Source organism: Corallococcus sp. AS-1-6 (assembly GCF_020037015.1).
GTDB lineage: Bacteria > Myxococcota > Myxococcia > Myxococcales > Myxococcaceae > Corallococcus.
The window spans coordinates 25,489-41,332 of sequence record NZ_JAIQDE010000047.1 but is presented as its reverse complement, the minus strand read 5'-3'; the positions used below and the strand labels follow the sequence as shown (position 1 = coordinate 41,332).

Sequence of the window (15,844 nt, the reverse complement as noted above, 5' to 3'; positions counted from 1 at the left end):
CCGCCAAAGGAAGAGGCAACATCATCGTCGTCGCAGCCACTCCCGCTAACACAGGTGTTTTGATGCCAGTTCCGGCAATGACCACAGCAGCAGGTACACCGTGACCGAGGCCGTCACGGTGGCCAGGACCGCTTGCGGATTCACCACACCCCGCAGCGCCTCCGCTGTCTCCTCCCACACCGAGTCCATCGCCAACGCCAGGGCCAGCGCATACCGCCCGTCGCTTCCGAGCAGCGGCCCCTCTTCCAGCAACGACAAACAGTCCCGCCCCTGCCGCTTGCGCTCGCACCAGCGTCCATATGCGCGCGTCAACTCCGCCGACGCATCGTCCAGCAGGTGCAGCTCCCGCGCTTCCTCCTCCCCCAGGGGATGGATCCGATGCGTACGCGCTTCGTAGCCGAACACGCCGCTGCGCTCCGGCATGCCGAACAACGTCCGCGCGTCCCGCAGCGGATGCGCGAACGGACGGACCTCCCGCGCGAGCTCCGAAATGGACCGCTTGAACTCGCCCTTCGTCAGCTCCGCGTCCTCCAACGGAGCCTCTTCCTCCACCTGAGGCGTCACGACGACCGGGTCCGCACGCCCCGTGTCCAACCGCACCACCCGGGCAGTCCCACAGCCCGTCAGGAAGACCAGCAACAGCAGGCAATGCCACCCACGACGCATGCCTACGGGCACTTCACCACGCCACCATCCGGCGCCGCCGAGGCCACGCGGGCGCACGCGGCCTGCACGGTGGCCGTGTCCTTCAGGTCACGCGCGAGCCTCGCGGTGGACAACTGCAAGTCCATGTTCTTCGCATGCCCCGGCTCCAAGCCCAGGCTCGTCAGGATGCGCAGGGCGTCCTGCTTGCGCCCCATCGCGGACAGCAGGTCCGCCAGCTCCTGCATCTCTCCCACGTCCGCGCCCGACACCGTGTCCAGGGCCTTCTGAAGCTCCCCTTCCGCCGCCGCCCGGTCGTCCACCGTCAGGTGCGCCTTCGCGAGCGCCACGTGCACGACGGCGCGGTCCTTCACCTTCAGCGACTCGCCGTAGGCCTTCAGCGCTTCCTCGCGCTTGTTCAACTTGAGCTGGATCTCCGCCACGAGTTCCCAGAGCGTCGGATCCTTGGGCGACTTCTTCGCGGCCTCCTCGTACGCCGCCGCCGCTTCCGGCAACCGGCCCGCGCGCACCTCCGCGTCTCCCAGCGCCGTCAGCACCTCCGGCGTGCGCACGCCCTGCCCCGTCACCTTGCGCAACAGCCCGAGCACCTCGTCCTGCCGCCCCTGCTTCGTCAGCACGTCCACCGCCCGCACCAGCAGGTCGGCCTTCGATGCGTCCGGCGCGGCCTCCGCCGCCTGCGTGAAGTCGCGCACCGCCTCGTCGTGGTCGCCGCGCTCCTCGGCCAGCTCGCCCAGTTGCTCCAGCGCGTTGAAGTCCTTCGGATGCAGCGCCAGCGCCTTCTGCAGCGACTGCCGCGCCTCGTCCTTCTTGCCCAACTGCGCCTGGATGAACCCCAGCCGGCTCCAGTTGGTGGAGCGCTTCGCGTCCAGCCGCAGCGCCACCTCGAACTCCTTCGCGGCCTCCTCCAGCCGGCTCATCGACAGGAGCACCTCGCCCCTCGCGGCGGGCAGGCGCGGGTCGGCCGGCGTCAACGTCTTCATCTCGTCGAAGGACTTGAGCGCGGCGTCGAAGTTTCCCTTGAGGTACTCGGAGTTGCCCTGGAGGTAGAGCCCCTCCGCCTGGTCCTTCGGGTCGAGCTTCGGCGTTTCGGTGCAGGCCCCGGAGGCCAGCAGGGCGATGAGCGGCAGGGCACGCAGACGCGAGGTCATGAAAGGCTCCGGAAGACTCAGAAGTGATACGCGATGCCGGCGTTGACGTCGAAGTTGAGGCCGTCGCCCGCGCCGTCGTCCGCGAGCCCCAGCACCGCCTGCGCGATGTTCGTCCCCAGCTCCAACTGGAAGCCCACGTGGCCCACCAGCAGGTACTCCAACCCCACGAACCCCACGACGGACGGCAGCGGCCCCGTGCTCTGGAAGATGCCGTAGTCGCCGAACGACAACTGCACGCCCAGACCGAAGCCCCAGTACGGCCGCAGGTCCTTCTCCAGGCGGTGATAGTGCCGGGCCCCCACGATGCTGGGCAGCACGTTGAGCTCGCCCTCCACGTTGCCGCCGGCATGCACCCAGGTGAAGCCGACCTGGACGAAGCCCTGCCACTCCGGGTGGAACCAGTAGCCCAGCTCCAGGTCCAGGCCCGGGTTCAGGGACGACAGCTTGTCGATGAAGCTGTTGTTGAAGCGCAGCCCCAGCGTGAGCCCGCCCCCCGGCGACGACGCGACCGCGCCGCCCAGGAGCGGCCGGGCCGGAACGACCTCGCCGGGCGACTCCAGCGCGATGCTCAGCTCGTCGGACACGGCGACCACCGTGCGCAACAGCTCGCCGTCCTCCGAGGCCTCCGCGCGCGGCCGGGCGAGGGTGCGGCCATCCTGGGTGTCCACGAGGCTCGCGGCCAGGAGGTACTGCCCACCGAAGCGGTCCAACCGGCCCGTAAGCACGTAGCGCGCCCCCGTCAGCGAGGACAGCGCCTGGACGCACTCGCCCTTCTCGCAAGGGCCGTCACCCACCAGCTCCAACTGGCGCTCGGCGCCGACCCGCTGTTGGAGCTCCCGCTGGGACAGCACACGCAGCCGGGGTGACTCCGCGAGCCGGCCCGAGATGAGCGACGTGATGCCCTGCGCGGCGTCCTTCCCCGCCGCGTTGGCCGCCAGGGGCAGCACCGCCACCGTGAAGGACTCGGCGACGGCCGCCCCTTCCTGGGCGAAGACAGGCGACGCCAGCGACATGAAACAGACCAGGAGAAGCCAGGGGAGGCGGGACACGGCCGACACTCTACCCTCCTCCCGGCCCGCGCCCAGGCCTTCCGTGGCCGCTTCCCTGCCCGCTCACTCCTGCTGGTTGAGCTTCGCCGCGATGGAACGCACCACGACGCGGGGGCTGATCCGCACCGAGAAGGCCGCCAGCCAGTTGAGCACGCCGTGGATGGCGACCACCCGCCCCTTCATCATCGCCGCGTAGGCGTGGCCCGCGACCTCGGGCGCCTCCGCCACGCCCGGCCGCTTGAACAGGCGCGACTCCGCGTTGCCGGCGCGCCCGGCGAACTCCGTCTTCGTCGCGCCCGGGCAGTGGCAGGTCACCGTCACGCCCGTGCCCTCCAGCTCGACCGCGAGCGCCTCCGTGAAGGACAGCACGAAGGCCTTCGTCGCGTAGTACGTGGCCATGTACGGCCCCGGCTGGAAGCCCGCGGTGGACGCGATGTTGAGGATGCGCCCCTGCTTGCGCTCGCGCATGGGCCGCGCGAACAGGTGCGTGAGCTTGAGCAGCGCGGCGCAGTTGACCTCCACCATCTCCGCCTCGCGCCCCAGGTCCTGATCCAGGAACGGCCCGGAGGAACCGAACCCCGCGTTGTTGACGAGGAAGTCCACCGCGAGCCCCAGCTCCCGCACGCGAGCGAAGAGCTGCTCCGGCGCGGAGGGCAGTCCCAGGTCCGCCGGCAGCACGTGCGCCTTCACGCCATGCGCCTGTTCCAACTTCCGGGCCAGCTCCTCCAGCTTCGCCACGCCGCGCGCGACGAGGATGACGTCGTGCCCATCCTTCGCGAACTGCTCCGCGAACCGCTCTCCGAGCCCCGCCGACGCGCCGGTGATGAGCGCCACTTTCCGCGACATGGTGATGCCTCCCGGAGGGCCGATATAGCAGCCCCCCTGGGACTCGCGCACAGGAGGCCCGGCCCCGAGCACAAAGCGGTTGCCCCGGGGGATCCCCGGCCATATTCGGAAGGGAACCCCGAGGACGTGGAGCCCGGCATGGAGCGGATGGACACCCTCGAAGCGCTGCTCGCACACGGACGGACGGAGGACGTGGCGCTCGGTGCGCCCGGCAGGCAGGGCATGACATACGGCGCGCTGCGGGAGCTCATCGCCAGGGTCCGTGAGCAACTGAATGCGTGGGGCCTGGGACAGGGGGACCGCGTCGCGCTCGTGCTCCCCAACGGGCCGGAGATGGCGGCGGCCTTCCTCGCCGTGGCCGGTGCCGCGACGACCGCGCCGCTCAACCCCGCCTACCGCGCGGACGAGCTCACGTTCTACCTGGATGACCTCCAGGCCCGCGCCCTCGTCGTGCTCGAAGGTGCGGAGGGACCGGCCCGCGAGGTCGCGCGCGCACGCGGACTCCCGCTCATCGAGCTGCGTCCGGCGCAGCAGGGGCCCGCGGGGCACTTCACGCTCGTGGCCGGGCAGCCATTCGCGGGCACGGCGCTCCGTCCCGGGCCGGCGAGCGCGGAGGACGTCGCGCTGGTGCTGCACACGTCGGGCACGACCGCTCGGCCCAAGCAGGTGCCGCTGACGCACGCGAACCTGTGCGCCTCCGCGCGGCATATCGGCGCGATGTTGGGCCTGGGCCCCACGGATGCGTGCCTCAACATCATGCCGCTGTTCCACATCCACGGGCTCGTGGCGGCGGTGCTGTCCAGCCTGGGGGCCGGAGGCCGCGTGGTGTGCACTCCCGGCTTCAACGCCCTGCGCTTCTTCTCCTGGTTCGAGGAGGTCCGCCCCACCTGGTACACGGCCGTCCCCACCATGCACCAGGCGCTGCTGGAGCGCGCCCGCCGCAACGCGGACGGCCTCAAGGACCACCGCCTGCGCTTCATCCGGTCCTCCTCCGCGTCGCTGCCGCCGCAGGTGATGGAGGAGCTGGAGCGCGTCTTCGGCGTGCCCGTCATCGAGAGCTACGGCATGACGGAGGCCGCGCACCAGATGGCCTCCAACCCGCTGCCGCCGCGTCCCCGGTACGCGGGCTCGGTGGGGGTCGCCGCCGGGCCGGAGGTCGCCATCATGGACGACGCGGGCACGCTGCTGCCTCCAGGCGCGCCAGGCGAAGTGGTCATCCGCGGCCCCAACGTCATGTCCGGCTACGTGAACAACCCCGAGGCCAACGCGCGCGCCTTCACCCACGGGTGGTTCCGCACGGGCGACCAGGGGACGCTCGACGCGCGGGGCTACCTGCGGCTCACCGGACGGCTGAAGGAGCTGATCAATCGCGGCGGGGAGAAGGTGAGCCCGCTGGAGGTGGACACCGTGCTGTTGGATCACCCCGCCGTGCAGCAGGCCGTGACGTTCGCCCTGCCCCACCCCAAGCTCGGCGAGGACGTGGCCGCCGCCGTCGTCCCTCGCGAGGGCCACACGCCCACCGAGCGCGAGCTGCGCGACTTCGTGGCCTCACGCGTGGCGGACTTCAAGGTGCCCCGCCGCATCGTCTTCCTCACGGAGCTGCCCAAGGGCCCCACCGGCAAGGTGCAGCGCATCGGGCTCGCGGAGCGGCTGGGGCTCACGTCATGAGGATCGCCATCTTCGGCGCGGGCGCCATCGGCGGCTTCCTGGGCGTCAAGCTGCTCCAGGCCGGCGCGGACGTGACCTTCATCGCGCGAGGCGCCCACCTGGACGCGATGCGCGCCCACGGCGTCACGCTCACCAGCGGCGGCGAGACCGTGACGGTGCGCCCGCATTGCACGGACTCGCCCGACGACGCGGGCCCGCAGGACTACGTCTTCCTCACGCTCAAGGCCCACGCCCTGCCCGCCGCCGCGCCCCAAGTCGCCCGGCTGCTGGGCCCGGAGACGGCGCTCGTCACCGGCATCAACGGCGTGCCCTACTGGTACTTCCACGGACTCGAAGGCCCGTACGAGGGCCGCCACGTCGAGAGCGTGGACCCTGGCGGCGTCATCCTGCGCACCCTGCCCCCCGATCGCGTCATCGCCACCGTGGTGTACCCGGCCGCGGAGGTCGTCTCGCCCGGCGTCATCGTGCACACGTCCAACGACCGCGTGACGCTGGGGGAACCCGACGGCAGCAAGAGCCCGCGCGCGCAGGCCCTGTCGCGGCTCATGACGAAGGCCGGGCTCAAGTCGCCCGTGCGCCCCCGCATCCGCGATGAAATCTGGGTGAAGCTCTGGGGCAACCTCGCCTTCAACCCGCTGTCCGCGCTCACCGGCGCGACGCTCGACGTCCTCGCCCGCCAGCCGGACCTGCGCGCCGTGGCCCGCACGATGATGCTGGAGGCCCAGGCGGTGGCGGAGACGCTGGGCACGCGCTTCCTCATCGACGTGGACCAGCGCATCCAGGGCGCGGCCCAGGTCGGCGCGCACAAGACGTCCATGCTCCAGGACCTGGAGCGCGGGCGCCCCATGGAGATCGACGCGCTGCTGGGCGCCGTCGTGGAGCTGGGGCAGCTCACCGGCAAGCCCATGCCCACCTGCGAGAACATCCTCGCCCTGGTGCGCGAGCGTGCGCGTCACGCCGGAGGCTACCCGCCCCGCGCGATGCCTCCTGAGCCCGAAGCGACCTAATCCGACGCGGACGGCATCACGCCCAGGTACTCCAGCGGATCCGCCGGCTTGCCGTCCACGCGCACCTCGAAGTGCACGTGCGGGCCGGACGTGCGGCCGGACTCGCCCACCGTGGCGATGACCTGCCCGCGCCGGACCTTCTGCCCCGTCTTCACGCGCAGGTCGCGGTTGTGCGCGTAGAGGGTAATCAGCGGCGCCGCGTGCTCCACGATGACGATGAGGCCGTAGCCCTTCTGCTCGCCCGCGTAGAGGACCGTGCCCTCCTGCGCCGTCTTGACGGGGGTGCCCGCGGGCGCCGCCAGGTCGATGCCGTCGTGCGGCTCCTTGCCCTTCTTGCCGAAGCGGCCGTACAGCACGCCCCGCAGCGGCCAGTCGAGCATCCCCTGCGTCGCGAGCCTCGGACGCGACGGCGCTCCCGGACGCCCTGACACCACGCGCGCACGCGGCGGGTCCTCGCGGCGCGACACCGCCGGCACCGAGCGGCGCGGCGTGGACACCGGCGCCTGCCCCGGCTTGGAGAGCACCAGCTCCGGCTCCTCGTCGGACAGCGGCCCCGGGTCGCCGTACTTCGGCGGCTCACTGCCCGGGATGAGCAGCTCCCGGCCCACCGCCAGCTCGCGCGGATCCTTGATGCCGTTGGCCTGGGCCAGCTCCTCCACCGTGATGCCGTACGTCTTGGCGATGCGGTACATCGTCTCGCCCGCGGCCACGCGGTGGCGCACCGCCACCAGCTCCGGCTCCTCGTGCGTGGGCCTCAGCGCGAAGGACAGCGGCTTGCCGTTGCTCGTCGACTCGGGCCGCACGCCCGCCGTGTCCAACTGGGAGGAGGAGGCGGCCTGGGTGCCCACGCAGCCGCTCAACAGCGCGGCCGCGAGCAACACCCAGAGCGCCCTGCCCGCTCGGCTGGAGCCGCCCGGCCCCAACCTCAGGCACCGCCGCCCGAACCGTGCCGCTTGAAGCCCTGCAGGTTCCACCCCGAGAGCTCGGGGATGCGACCGTGGTCGGTCATCTCGAAGTGCAGCGGCGTCACCGACACGCGCTTCTCGTCGATGACGGTGTTGCAGTCGCTGCCCGGGATGTCGTCGTGCGCGTACTCCGTGCCGCCAATCCAGTAGTACTTGCGGCCGCGCGGGTCCTCCTTCTCCACGACCTTGTTGCCGTAGGAGTGCCGCCCCTGCCGGGTGATGACGTAGCCGTCCGGCTCCACCCCGCCCGGGATGTTCACGTTGAGGAGCATCCGGGGCGGCAGGGGCCGCGACAGCGCCTCCGTCACCAGCGCCCGCGCGAAGCGGCCCGCCGGCCCGAAGTCGAACGGCCCCCGCGACACCAGGCTGAACGCGATGGCCGGGATGCCCAGGAACGCGGCCTCCATGGCCGCCGCCACCGTCCCGGAGTAGGTGACGTCGTCCGCCAGGTTCGCGCCGTGATTGATGCCGGAGACCATGAGCTGGGGACGATTGTCCTTCAGCAGGTGGTTCACCGCCAGATACGAGCAATCCGTGGGGGTGCCGTCCACGGCGAACCACCGCTCGCGCACCTCCTTGAGGCGCAGCGGCCGGTGCAGGCTGATGGCATGGGAGGCGGCGCTCTGCTCGCGGTCAGGCGCCACCACCCACACCTCGCCCAGGGGGCTCACCGCCTCCACCAACGTCTGCAGCCCTTCGGAGAAGTAGCCGTCGTCGTTGGAGACGAGGATGCGGGGACGAGAGGTGCTCACGGTCACTGCTTCTTCGCGAGCGAGCGGAAGGCGGTGCGGCCCGCGTACCGCGCACCGACGCCCAGCTCCTCTTCGATGCGCAGCAACTGGTTGTACTTGGCCACGCGGTCGGAGCGCGACGCCGAGCCCGTCTTGATCTGCCCGCAGTCCAGCGCCACCGCCAGGTCCGCGATGGTGGTGTCCTCGGACTCGCCGGAGCGGTGGCTCATGATGGACGTCATGCCCGCCTTGTGCGCCATGCGCACCGCGTCGAACGTCTCCGTGAGCGAACCAATCTGGTTCACCTTCACCAGGATGGAGTTCGCCGTGCCCGTCTCGATGCCCTTCGACAGGCGCTCCACGTTGGTGACGAAGAGGTCGTCGCCCACCAACTGGACCTTGTCACCCAGCGCGTCGGTGAGCTTCTTCCAACCCTCCCAGTCATCCTCCGCCATGCCGTCTTCAATGGAGATGATGGGGTACTTCTGGGTGAGGCCCCGGTAGTACTCCAGCAGGCCCTGCGAGTCGTACTCCTTGCCCTCGCCCTTGAGCTTGTACTTCTTGGAGCCCTTGTCGAAGAACTCGCTCGCGGCCACGTCCAGCGCCAGGAACAACTGCTCGCCCGCCTTGAAGCCCGCGGCGTCGATGGCCTCCATGATGAGCTTGAGCGCCTCCTCATTGGCCGGCAGGTCCGGGGCGTAGCCGCCCTCGTCGCCCACGCCCGTGGCCAGCTTGCGGCCCTTCAAAATCTTCTTGAGCGCGTGGAACACCTCCGCGCCCCAGCGGAGCCCTTCCGCGAACGTCTTCGCGCCGGCGGGCACCACCATGAACTCCTGCACGTCCACGCGGGTGTCCGCGTGCGCGCCGCCGTTGAGGATGTTCATCAGCGGCACAGGCAGCGTGCGCGCCTGCAGGCCGCCCACGTAGCGGTACAGCGGCAGGCCGTGCGCGTCCGCGGCGGCGCGCGCGGTGGCCATGGAGACGGCGAGGATGGCGTTGGCGCCCAGCTTGGACTTGGTGGACGTGCCGTCCAGCTCAATCATCCGCTGGTCCACGGCCACCTGCTCCACGGCGTCCATGCCGATGAGCGCGGGCCCGATGGTGTCGCGCACGTGGTCCACGGCCTTCCTCACGCCCTTGCCCAGGTAGCGGCCCTTGTCGCCGTCACGCAGCTCGTGCGCCTCGTGCTCGCCGGTGGAGGCGCCGGAGGGCACCGTCGCGCGGCCACGCGAGCCGCCCACGAGGAGCACCTCGGCCTCCACGGTCGGATTGCCACGGGAATCGAGCACTTCACGCGCCAGGATTTGAGCGATCTCGGTCATAGGGCGCCGGTTGTACGAAGCACGGGCGGAACGGGCAAGCACGCTCGCACCGGCTGCCTGCTACAGTGTCCAGCCGTCGAATGCCTCCTCCTCCCAAGCGCCGCGCCACCGGCCCCGACCCGCTCCCCGGGCAGCGCGCCCGAGGCGCCCTCCTGGGCCTCGCCATCGGCAACGCCCTCGCCGTCCCCACCGCGGGGAGGCCCTTCTACGCGCCGGCCTTCCCCCAGCTCGCCGAGGGGCCCTACCAGGGCATGCACGGAGGCGGCCCGCATGACCTGCGCAAGGGGCAGGTCACGGAGCCCACCCAGCTCGCGGTGGCGCTGGCCCTGAGCCTGCGGGACCTGAAGCGCTACGACGCGGGGGACGCCCTCAAGCGCTACCGGGCCTGGCAGCCGCACGCCATCTCCGTCAGCGAGCCCATGCGGGAGCTGTTCCAGGAGTGCGACGCGAGCCTCCCGCCCGTGGTGAAGGACGCCGGCAAGCGCGTGTGGCAGAGGAACCACCGGCGCCTGGCCCCTGCGGGCGCCCTGCCGCGCGTGGTGCCCCTGGGCGTGCACCTGGCGAAGGACTCCTTCGCCCTGGCGAAGGCGGCGCTGGAGGACACCGCCCTCACCCACTTCGACCCGCGCAGCCAGCTTGCCGGCGCCGGGCTGTGCGCGGCCATCGCCAAGGCGGTGACGGGCGGCCCGAACCTGAAGGCCGCGGACCTGCTGCCCGCCGCGGAGGTGGGCATCTCCCTGGCCGCCGCCGCCCTGGGGAAGCAGGAGAAGGACTACGTCCAGGAGGTGACCTTCGCCGCGAAGCTCCTGCGCGAGGACCTGGCCTTGGCCGCCCAGGACGACCCGCAGCTCTACGGCCCGGAGCTGCACATGCACCGGCCCGGCAATAACGCGGTGCGTGCCGCGTTCCGGCTGGCCTTCTGGGAGCTGCTCCACGTCCCCACCGCGGAAGCGGCGCTCCTGGACGTCGTCCACCGGGGCGGCGACACGGAGGTCCACGGCTCCGTCACCGGGGCGCTGGTGGGCGCCTTCCACGGCGAGGGCGCGCTGCCGGAGGAGTGGCGCGAGAAGGTCCTCCTGGCCCTGCAGCCCTACAACCCCCTCCAGAAGGGGACGGTCCTGTGGGAGGTGTACCACCCCCGGCACCTGCTGCTCCTGGCCCCGGCCTAGAGGAAGCCCGCAAATGCGAAGCCCGCGGGGGTCGTCCGGTGAGGGACGGCCCGACCGCGGGCCTGGCGCTACGCCGTGGCTCCGGGGCCACGGGTGGGATGGGTCATCAGCCGAGCAGGTCGATGACGACGACGCCTCGTGACGGCTTCTCTTCCTCGGTGTCCGTCCTCCGGTGGGGACGGTCATCGGGTGCAGGCAGTGGGAGCTCCACCACCGGCCGCTCGTAATCCTCGCGGCGGAGCCGCTCGCGGCGCTTGATCTCTTCAATGATGAACGCGTCGAGCATGGGTTCGGTTTCTCCCTCAGCCTACGTACCCCAATGTACGCCCGCCGTCCCGCCCCCTTACCACTTCCACATCTCTTTGATGCAAATTAAGAACCCCGGTTTCTTTCTGGCGACGCGACCCTGATTCCGCATGGCTGCTCGTCCAGCTCCCGACATCCGGGACAGGGCAACCGTGCCACGGATGTCAGGGGAGCGTCCGTGGACGTTCAAAATTCGCCTGATCCTAATGCGCCCACCGCGCGCCGCAACACGACTCATTTCAGGTGGCCCCCCGCCCCTCGCGTGGCACGGCTCCAGCCGAAAAGGGCCCGCCCGCCCTCCTGCTCCCTTGCACGGCACGGGCCGTACGGGATGACAGGCAGGCGGGCGGAGAACTGACGCGCGACGTCAGTGGTGACGGAGGGCGGCGACGAAAGCCGTCAGGGGGCTTCCGCGCGGCGCTTGAAGGCCTCCAGCATCTTGGGGAGCTGGGTCTCCGTCAGGGTGTTGATGATGGCCTTGGGGATGAGGGCGCCCAGGGCCATCTCCACGTTGTAGGTCGCGCGCGTCTTGCCCTCGCCCTCGGGCTCCAGCGTCCAACTGCCCTTGTTGTCCTTCATCACCTCGCCCTCGACGAAGGTCCAGGACATGCGCTTGGGGCGCTCCTCGGTGACGCGGATGGTGTAGCGGATGCGCTTCACCACATCGACCTCGTAGTGCACCTGGACGGTGTTCCCCTGGCGCTGGGAGGTGGAGATCTTCTTCACCTCCGGGAGGAACTCGCCGTAGCGGTCGTAGTTGGTGATGACGTCGAAGACCTTCTCGACGGGGGCGTTGATGGTGATGGTGCGCGTGGCGCCGGCCATGGCGGTGTCTCCGGGAGGCGTGGGGAACGGACGAGGCTGACGGACAGCTTACGGCGCGTAGCCCGGCTTCTTGTCGAACTTGTGGACGGACTGGATGAAGCGGACGGTGCCCGTCTTGCTGCGCATGACGACGGAGTGCGTCTCGCAGCCGCCGCCGAAGAAGCGCACGCCCTTGAGGAAGTCGCCGCTCGTCACGCCGGTGGCCGCGAACATCACCTCGCCGCGGGCCAGCTCCTCCGCGGTGTAGATCTTGTGGATGTCGGTGACGCCCATCTTCTTGGCGCGCTCGATTTCGCCCTGGTTGCGAGGCACCAGCCGCCCCTGCAGGTCGCCGCCGGTGGCGCGGATGGCGGCCGCGGCGATGACGCCCTCGGGCGCTCCGCCGATGCCCATGAGCACGTCCACGCCGGAGCCCTCGAAGCAGGTGGCGATGGCGCCCGCCACGTCACCGTCCTCGATGAGGCGCACGCGCGCGCCCGCGGCGCGGACCTCCTTGATGAGGTCGGCGTGGCGCTCGCGGTCGAGGATCATGACCGTGAGGTCCTCCACGTAGAGCTTCATGCGCTCCGCGATGGAGTGCAGGTTCTCCGTGGGGGACTTGCGCAGGTCGATGGCGCCCCTGGCGCGCGGGCCCACGGCCAGCTTCTCCATGTACGTGTCGGGCGCGTTGAGCAGGCCGCCCTGGCTGGACATGGCCACGACGGAGATGGAGCCCGGGCGGCCGTAGGCGCACAGGTTGGTGCCCTCCAGCGGGTCCAGGGCGATGTCCACCGCGGGGGCGCCGTCGTCGCGGCGGCCGACCTTCTCACCGATGTAGAGCATGGGCGCCTCGTCGCGCTCGCCCTCGCCGATGACGACCGTGCCGTCGATGTTCAGCGCGTCGAAGGCGCGGCGCATCGCGTCCACGGCGGCCTGGTCGGACTCGTCCTTGTTGCCGCGGCCCATGAGGCGGGCGGAGGCGATGGCCGCCATCTCGGTGACGCGCACGACCTCCATTGCCAGGTTGCGATCCATTTGTCGGGTGCTCCTCGTTCGGGATTTCGGGAAGGGAAAAAGCGTCAGGTGTCGGAGTCGTCCGCGGCCTTCAGGCGGGCGATGGCTTCGGGCAGCCGCTGGGGTTTGCCGTCGCGCCCCACGCAGGCGTGGAGGGTGCGGCCGGTGCACAGCAGCGTGGGGGAGTCACCGTCGCGCAGCAGCTCGTAGGTGAACACGAGTGACGCGCGGCGCAACCCGCCCAGGGTGGTGCGGATGAGGAGCATGTCGTCGTAGCGCGCGGACGCCTTGTAGTTGGCGCTGGCCTCCACCACGGGCAGCAGGAGCCCGGTGCTCTCCAGTTCGCGGTAGCTGCCTCCGTGGGCACGGAAGAACTCGCTGCGGGCGAACTCGAAGTAGCGGAAGTAGTTCGCGTAGTAGACGACCCCCATCTGATCCGTGTCGCCGTAGATGACGCGCAGCCGTGCCTCGACCATTGAGGCGCCCATATCAGGGCGGGGTGACGTGTCCAAGCGGCGGGCGCGCATGTTGGTTGCTTCTGTGCATCCGGCCGGAGAGGCTGCCGCACCATGTCGCGCCTGATTGCCGCCCTCCTCGTCCTGTTCGCCCTGCCCGCCTCCGCCAAGGCTCCGAAGCTCACGCTGTTCATCAGCGTGGACGCCATGGGCAGCGACGTCCTGCTGCGAAACCGTCCGCGCCTCACGGGGGGGCTGGGCCGGCTGCTCTCCACGGGCGCGTACTACCCCTACGCCCGGTACGCCTACGCGGAGGCCCGGACGGCCCCGGGGCACGCCACGCTGGCCACGGGCGCGAACCCCTGGCGCCACGGCATCGTGGACAACGACATCTACGACCGCGCGGCAGGGCAGGCGGTGCAGGTCTACACGGACCCGACGCATCCGGTGCTCAATGGGGAGACGCCCCCGGGGTCGGACACCAGCCCGGTGAACCTGATGGCGGAGACGCTGGCGGACCGGCTGCGCGTGTCCACGCAGGGCCGGGGCAAGGTGGTGGCGCTGTCCTACAAGTCGCGGGCGGCCATCCCGCTGGCCGGCCGCCAGGGCCAGGCCTGGTGGTTCGACGAGGCGACGGGGCGGATGGTGACAAGCACCTGGTACGCCCAGACGGAGCCCGCGTGGATGCAGGCGTTCAACGCGCGAAAGCTGGCGGACGCGGGGTTCAGCAAGACGTGGGAGCTGCTGCGCCCGCGCTCCGAGTACGTGGGCGAGGACGACCGCCCCATGGAGCCGGAGGCCTACGGCATGGGGCGCGTGTTCCCCCATGCGCTGAAGGGCGGGCAGCCGGCGCCCGGGCCGGCGTCGTACCGGGCGTTCGCGGTGTCGGGGTACTCGCACGACCTGCTGGTGCAGGCGGCGAAGGCGGCGCTGGAGGGCGAGGGGCTGGGCAAGGACGACGTGCCGGACATCCTGGCGGTGAGCTTCAGCGGGACGGACGCGGTGTTCCACGCGTTCGGGCCGTACTCGTGGGAGATGCAGGACACGATGCTGCGGTTGGACCAGGCGATGGGAGAGCTCATCGCCGCCGCCGAGCGCGCGGCCGGGGGCAAGGCGAACCTGGTCATCATGCTGTCGGCGGACCACGGCGGCGCGGAGATCCCGGAGGCGTGGGCGCAGGCGAGCGTGCCGGCGGCGCGGCTCAATCCGGTGGAGGCGGCGAAGGGGCTGGCGCAGGAGCTGAAGGCGAAGTTCAACGTGGACGTGACGGTGAAGCTGCTGGAGCTGGACGTGTACCTGGGCGGCAAGGCGCTGGAGGACGGCAAGGTGGACGCGGTGGCCGTGCGGCGCGCGGCGGCGGCGTGGCTGGCGAAGCAGCCCTATGCCGTCTGGGCGGTGGCCAAGGACGACCTGGACACGGCGCCGGACCCGGGAGGCCTCATGGCTGCGACGCGCCGTGGCTACTACCCGGTGCGCAGCGGTGACGTGCTGTTCATGGCGAAGCCGTTCCAGGTCGTCAGCGACTACCCGCGCGGCACGAACCACGGCACGCCGTACTCGTATGACACGCAGGTGCCGGTGGTGTTCGCGGGCAAGGGCGTGAAGCCGGGGCTGTACCTGGAGGAGATCAACCCCGTGGACGTGGCCCCTACCCTGTCCGCGCTGCTGGAGATGGGGATGCCCGCGTCGGCGGAGGGCAAGCCTCGCGTGGAGGCGCTCACGGGCGCGCGATGAGCGGCCCCCGGGGCTGAAAAGCAGAGGGCAGGCCGAGCCGGCTTTCACCGGCCCGCCTGCCCGTCTTCCGCGCGTTCGCCTCAGCCCTGCGCGGAGCGGGGCTTGCGCGCGGACTTCTTCGTCGTCGCGATCTCCAGCGACAGGTCCATGGCCCGCGCCGAGTGCGTCAGCGCGCCCATCGACACGAAGTCCACGCCCAGCTTCGCCAGCCGCGGCAGCCGGTCCAGCGTGACGCCGCCCGAGACTTCGATGGGCACGCGGTTCGCCGTCAGCTTCACCGCTTCGCGGATCTGCGCGTCGTCCATGTTGTCCAACATGATGACGTCCGCGCCCGCGGCGATGGCCTCCTCCAGTTGCTTGAAGTTGGTGACCTCCACTTCAATCTTCACCAGCCGGGGGCCGTTGAGCTTCGCGCGGCGCACCGCTTCGGTGATGTCTCCGCCCACCGCCGCGATGTGGTTGTCCTTGATGAGGATGCCGTCGAAGAGGCCGAAGCGGTGGTTGGACGCGCCGCCCATGCGCACCGCGTGCTTCGCGAGCCCCCGCATGCCCGGCGGCGTCTTGCGCGTGTCCAGCACCCGCAGCTTCGAGCCTCGCACGGAGGTCATCGCCTGCTGGGCCAGCGTCGCGATGCCGGCGGCGCGCTGCACCAGGTTGAGCGCCGTGCGCTCCGCGGCCAGCAGCGAGCGCAGCTTGCCGTGGACGCGCGCGGCGACCACCTTCGGTTTGATCTCCTCGCCGTCGCGCTTGAGGACCTCCACCTCCACCTCCGCGTCCACCATGTGGAAGACGCGGACGAAGGCGTCCAGGCCGGCGACGATCATCTGCTCCTTCGCGACCAGCTCACCGCTGCCCTCCGCCTCGGCGGGGACCACCGCCAGCGAGGTGACGTCCCCCGCGGCACCCAGGTCCTCGTCGAGGGACAGCGCGATGAGCCGATCGAGATAATCCTGCTGCACTTCC

16 protein-coding genes are annotated in these 15,844 nt (G+C 70.8%); 4 read left to right on the top strand and 12 right to left on the bottom strand.

The window, feature by feature from the left end:
- Positions 1–45: 45 nt before the first annotated feature.
- The 4 genes from K8612_RS39445 to K8612_RS37450 form a co-directional block, all read right to left on the bottom strand.
- Complete coding sequence (locus K8612_RS39445) at positions 46–666, bottom strand: hypothetical protein (RefSeq protein ID WP_306799794.1); 621 nt, start codon at positions 664–666, stop codon at positions 46–48.
- A 2-nt stretch (positions 667–668) separates the two neighbouring features.
- Complete coding sequence (locus tag K8612_RS37460; RefSeq protein WP_223765742.1) at positions 669–1,811, bottom strand: lipopolysaccharide assembly protein LapB; 1,143 nt, start codon at positions 1,809–1,811, stop codon at positions 669–671.
- Positions 1,812–1,828: 17 nt separating this feature from the next.
- Complete coding sequence (locus K8612_RS37455; RefSeq protein WP_223765741.1) at positions 1,829–2,860, bottom strand: hypothetical protein; 1,032 nt, start codon at positions 2,858–2,860, stop codon at positions 1,829–1,831.
- Between the two features lie 63 nt (positions 2,861–2,923).
- Positions 2,924–3,706, bottom strand: coding sequence for an SDR family oxidoreductase (locus K8612_RS37450; RefSeq protein WP_223765740.1), 783 nt, complete (start codon positions 3,704–3,706; stop codon positions 2,924–2,926).
- A gap of 147 nt (positions 3,707–3,853) precedes the next feature.
- On the opposite strand from K8612_RS37450, the gene K8612_RS37445 reads away from it, so the two are divergent.
- Positions 3,854–5,374: an acyl--CoA ligase gene (locus K8612_RS37445; RefSeq protein WP_223765739.1), complete on the top strand. Its 1,521-nt coding sequence runs from the start codon at positions 3,854–3,856 to the stop codon at positions 5,372–5,374.
- The gene (locus K8612_RS37440; protein WP_223765738.1) at positions 5,371–6,381 is read left to right on the top strand and encodes a 2-dehydropantoate 2-reductase; all 1,011 of its coding nucleotides are present in this window, start codon (positions 5,371–5,373) and stop codon (positions 6,379–6,381) included. The genes K8612_RS37445 and K8612_RS37440 overlap by 4 nt, the downstream gene beginning before the upstream one ends.
- Here K8612_RS37440 and K8612_RS37435 read toward each other — a convergent pair.
- From K8612_RS37435 to eno, 3 genes are read right to left on the bottom strand one after another with little or no spacing between them, the layout of a single operon-like run.
- Entirely contained in the window at positions 6,378–7,262 is an 885-nt protein-coding gene (locus K8612_RS37435) for a M23 family metallopeptidase (protein WP_223765737.1), read from the bottom strand. The genes K8612_RS37440 and K8612_RS37435 overlap by 4 nt on opposite strands.
- A gap of 44 nt (positions 7,263–7,306) precedes the next feature.
- Positions 7,307–8,098, bottom strand: a complete 792-nt coding sequence (gene surE, locus K8612_RS37430; RefSeq protein ID WP_223741911.1) for a 5'/3'-nucleotidase SurE — start codon at positions 8,096–8,098, stop codon at positions 7,307–7,309.
- A 2-nt stretch (positions 8,099–8,100) separates the two neighbouring features.
- Complete coding sequence (eno, locus tag K8612_RS37425) at positions 8,101–9,399, bottom strand: phosphopyruvate hydratase (RefSeq protein WP_223765736.1); 1,299 nt, start codon at positions 9,397–9,399, stop codon at positions 8,101–8,103.
- Between the two features lie 80 nt (positions 9,400–9,479).
- On the opposite strand from eno, the gene K8612_RS37420 reads away from it, so the two are divergent.
- Entirely contained in the window at positions 9,480–10,568 is a 1,089-nt protein-coding gene (locus K8612_RS37420; protein WP_223741909.1) for an ADP-ribosylglycohydrolase family protein, read from the top strand.
- 106 nt (positions 10,569–10,674) lie between these two features.
- On the opposite strand, the gene K8612_RS37415 is transcribed toward K8612_RS37420, so the two are convergent.
- The 4 genes from K8612_RS37415 to K8612_RS37400 all read right to left on the bottom strand — a co-directional run bounded on the left by K8612_RS37415 (position 10,675) and on the right by K8612_RS37400 (position 13,168).
- Entirely contained in the window at positions 10,675–10,854 is a 180-nt protein-coding gene (locus tag K8612_RS37415) for a hypothetical protein (RefSeq protein ID WP_043321424.1), read from the bottom strand.
- Between the two features lie 419 nt (positions 10,855–11,273).
- Positions 11,274–11,699, bottom strand: a complete 426-nt coding sequence (locus tag K8612_RS37410; RefSeq protein WP_223741908.1) for a type II toxin-antitoxin system RatA family toxin — start codon at positions 11,697–11,699, stop codon at positions 11,274–11,276.
- A 48-nt stretch (positions 11,700–11,747) separates the two neighbouring features.
- A complete protein-coding gene (gene glpX / locus K8612_RS37405) occupies positions 11,748–12,713 on the bottom strand; it encodes a class II fructose-bisphosphatase (protein ID WP_223741907.1) in 966 nt (321 codons plus the stop codon).
- Between the two features lie 44 nt (positions 12,714–12,757).
- Entirely contained in the window at positions 12,758–13,168 is a 411-nt protein-coding gene (locus tag K8612_RS37400; protein ID WP_223741906.1) for a thioesterase family protein, read from the bottom strand.
- A gap of 93 nt (positions 13,169–13,261) precedes the next feature.
- Between K8612_RS37400 and K8612_RS37395 the strand changes: the two genes are divergently transcribed.
- Entirely contained in the window at positions 13,262–14,881 is a 1,620-nt protein-coding gene (locus K8612_RS37395; protein WP_223765735.1) for an alkaline phosphatase family protein, read from the top strand.
- Positions 14,882–14,961: 80 nt separating this feature from the next.
- Here the strand turns inward: K8612_RS37395 and nadC are convergent, their stop codons facing one another.
- Positions 14,962–15,840, bottom strand: a complete 879-nt coding sequence (gene nadC, locus K8612_RS37390) for a carboxylating nicotinate-nucleotide diphosphorylase (protein ID WP_223741904.1) — start codon at positions 15,838–15,840, stop codon at positions 14,962–14,964.
- Positions 15,841–15,844 lie beyond the last annotated feature (4 nt).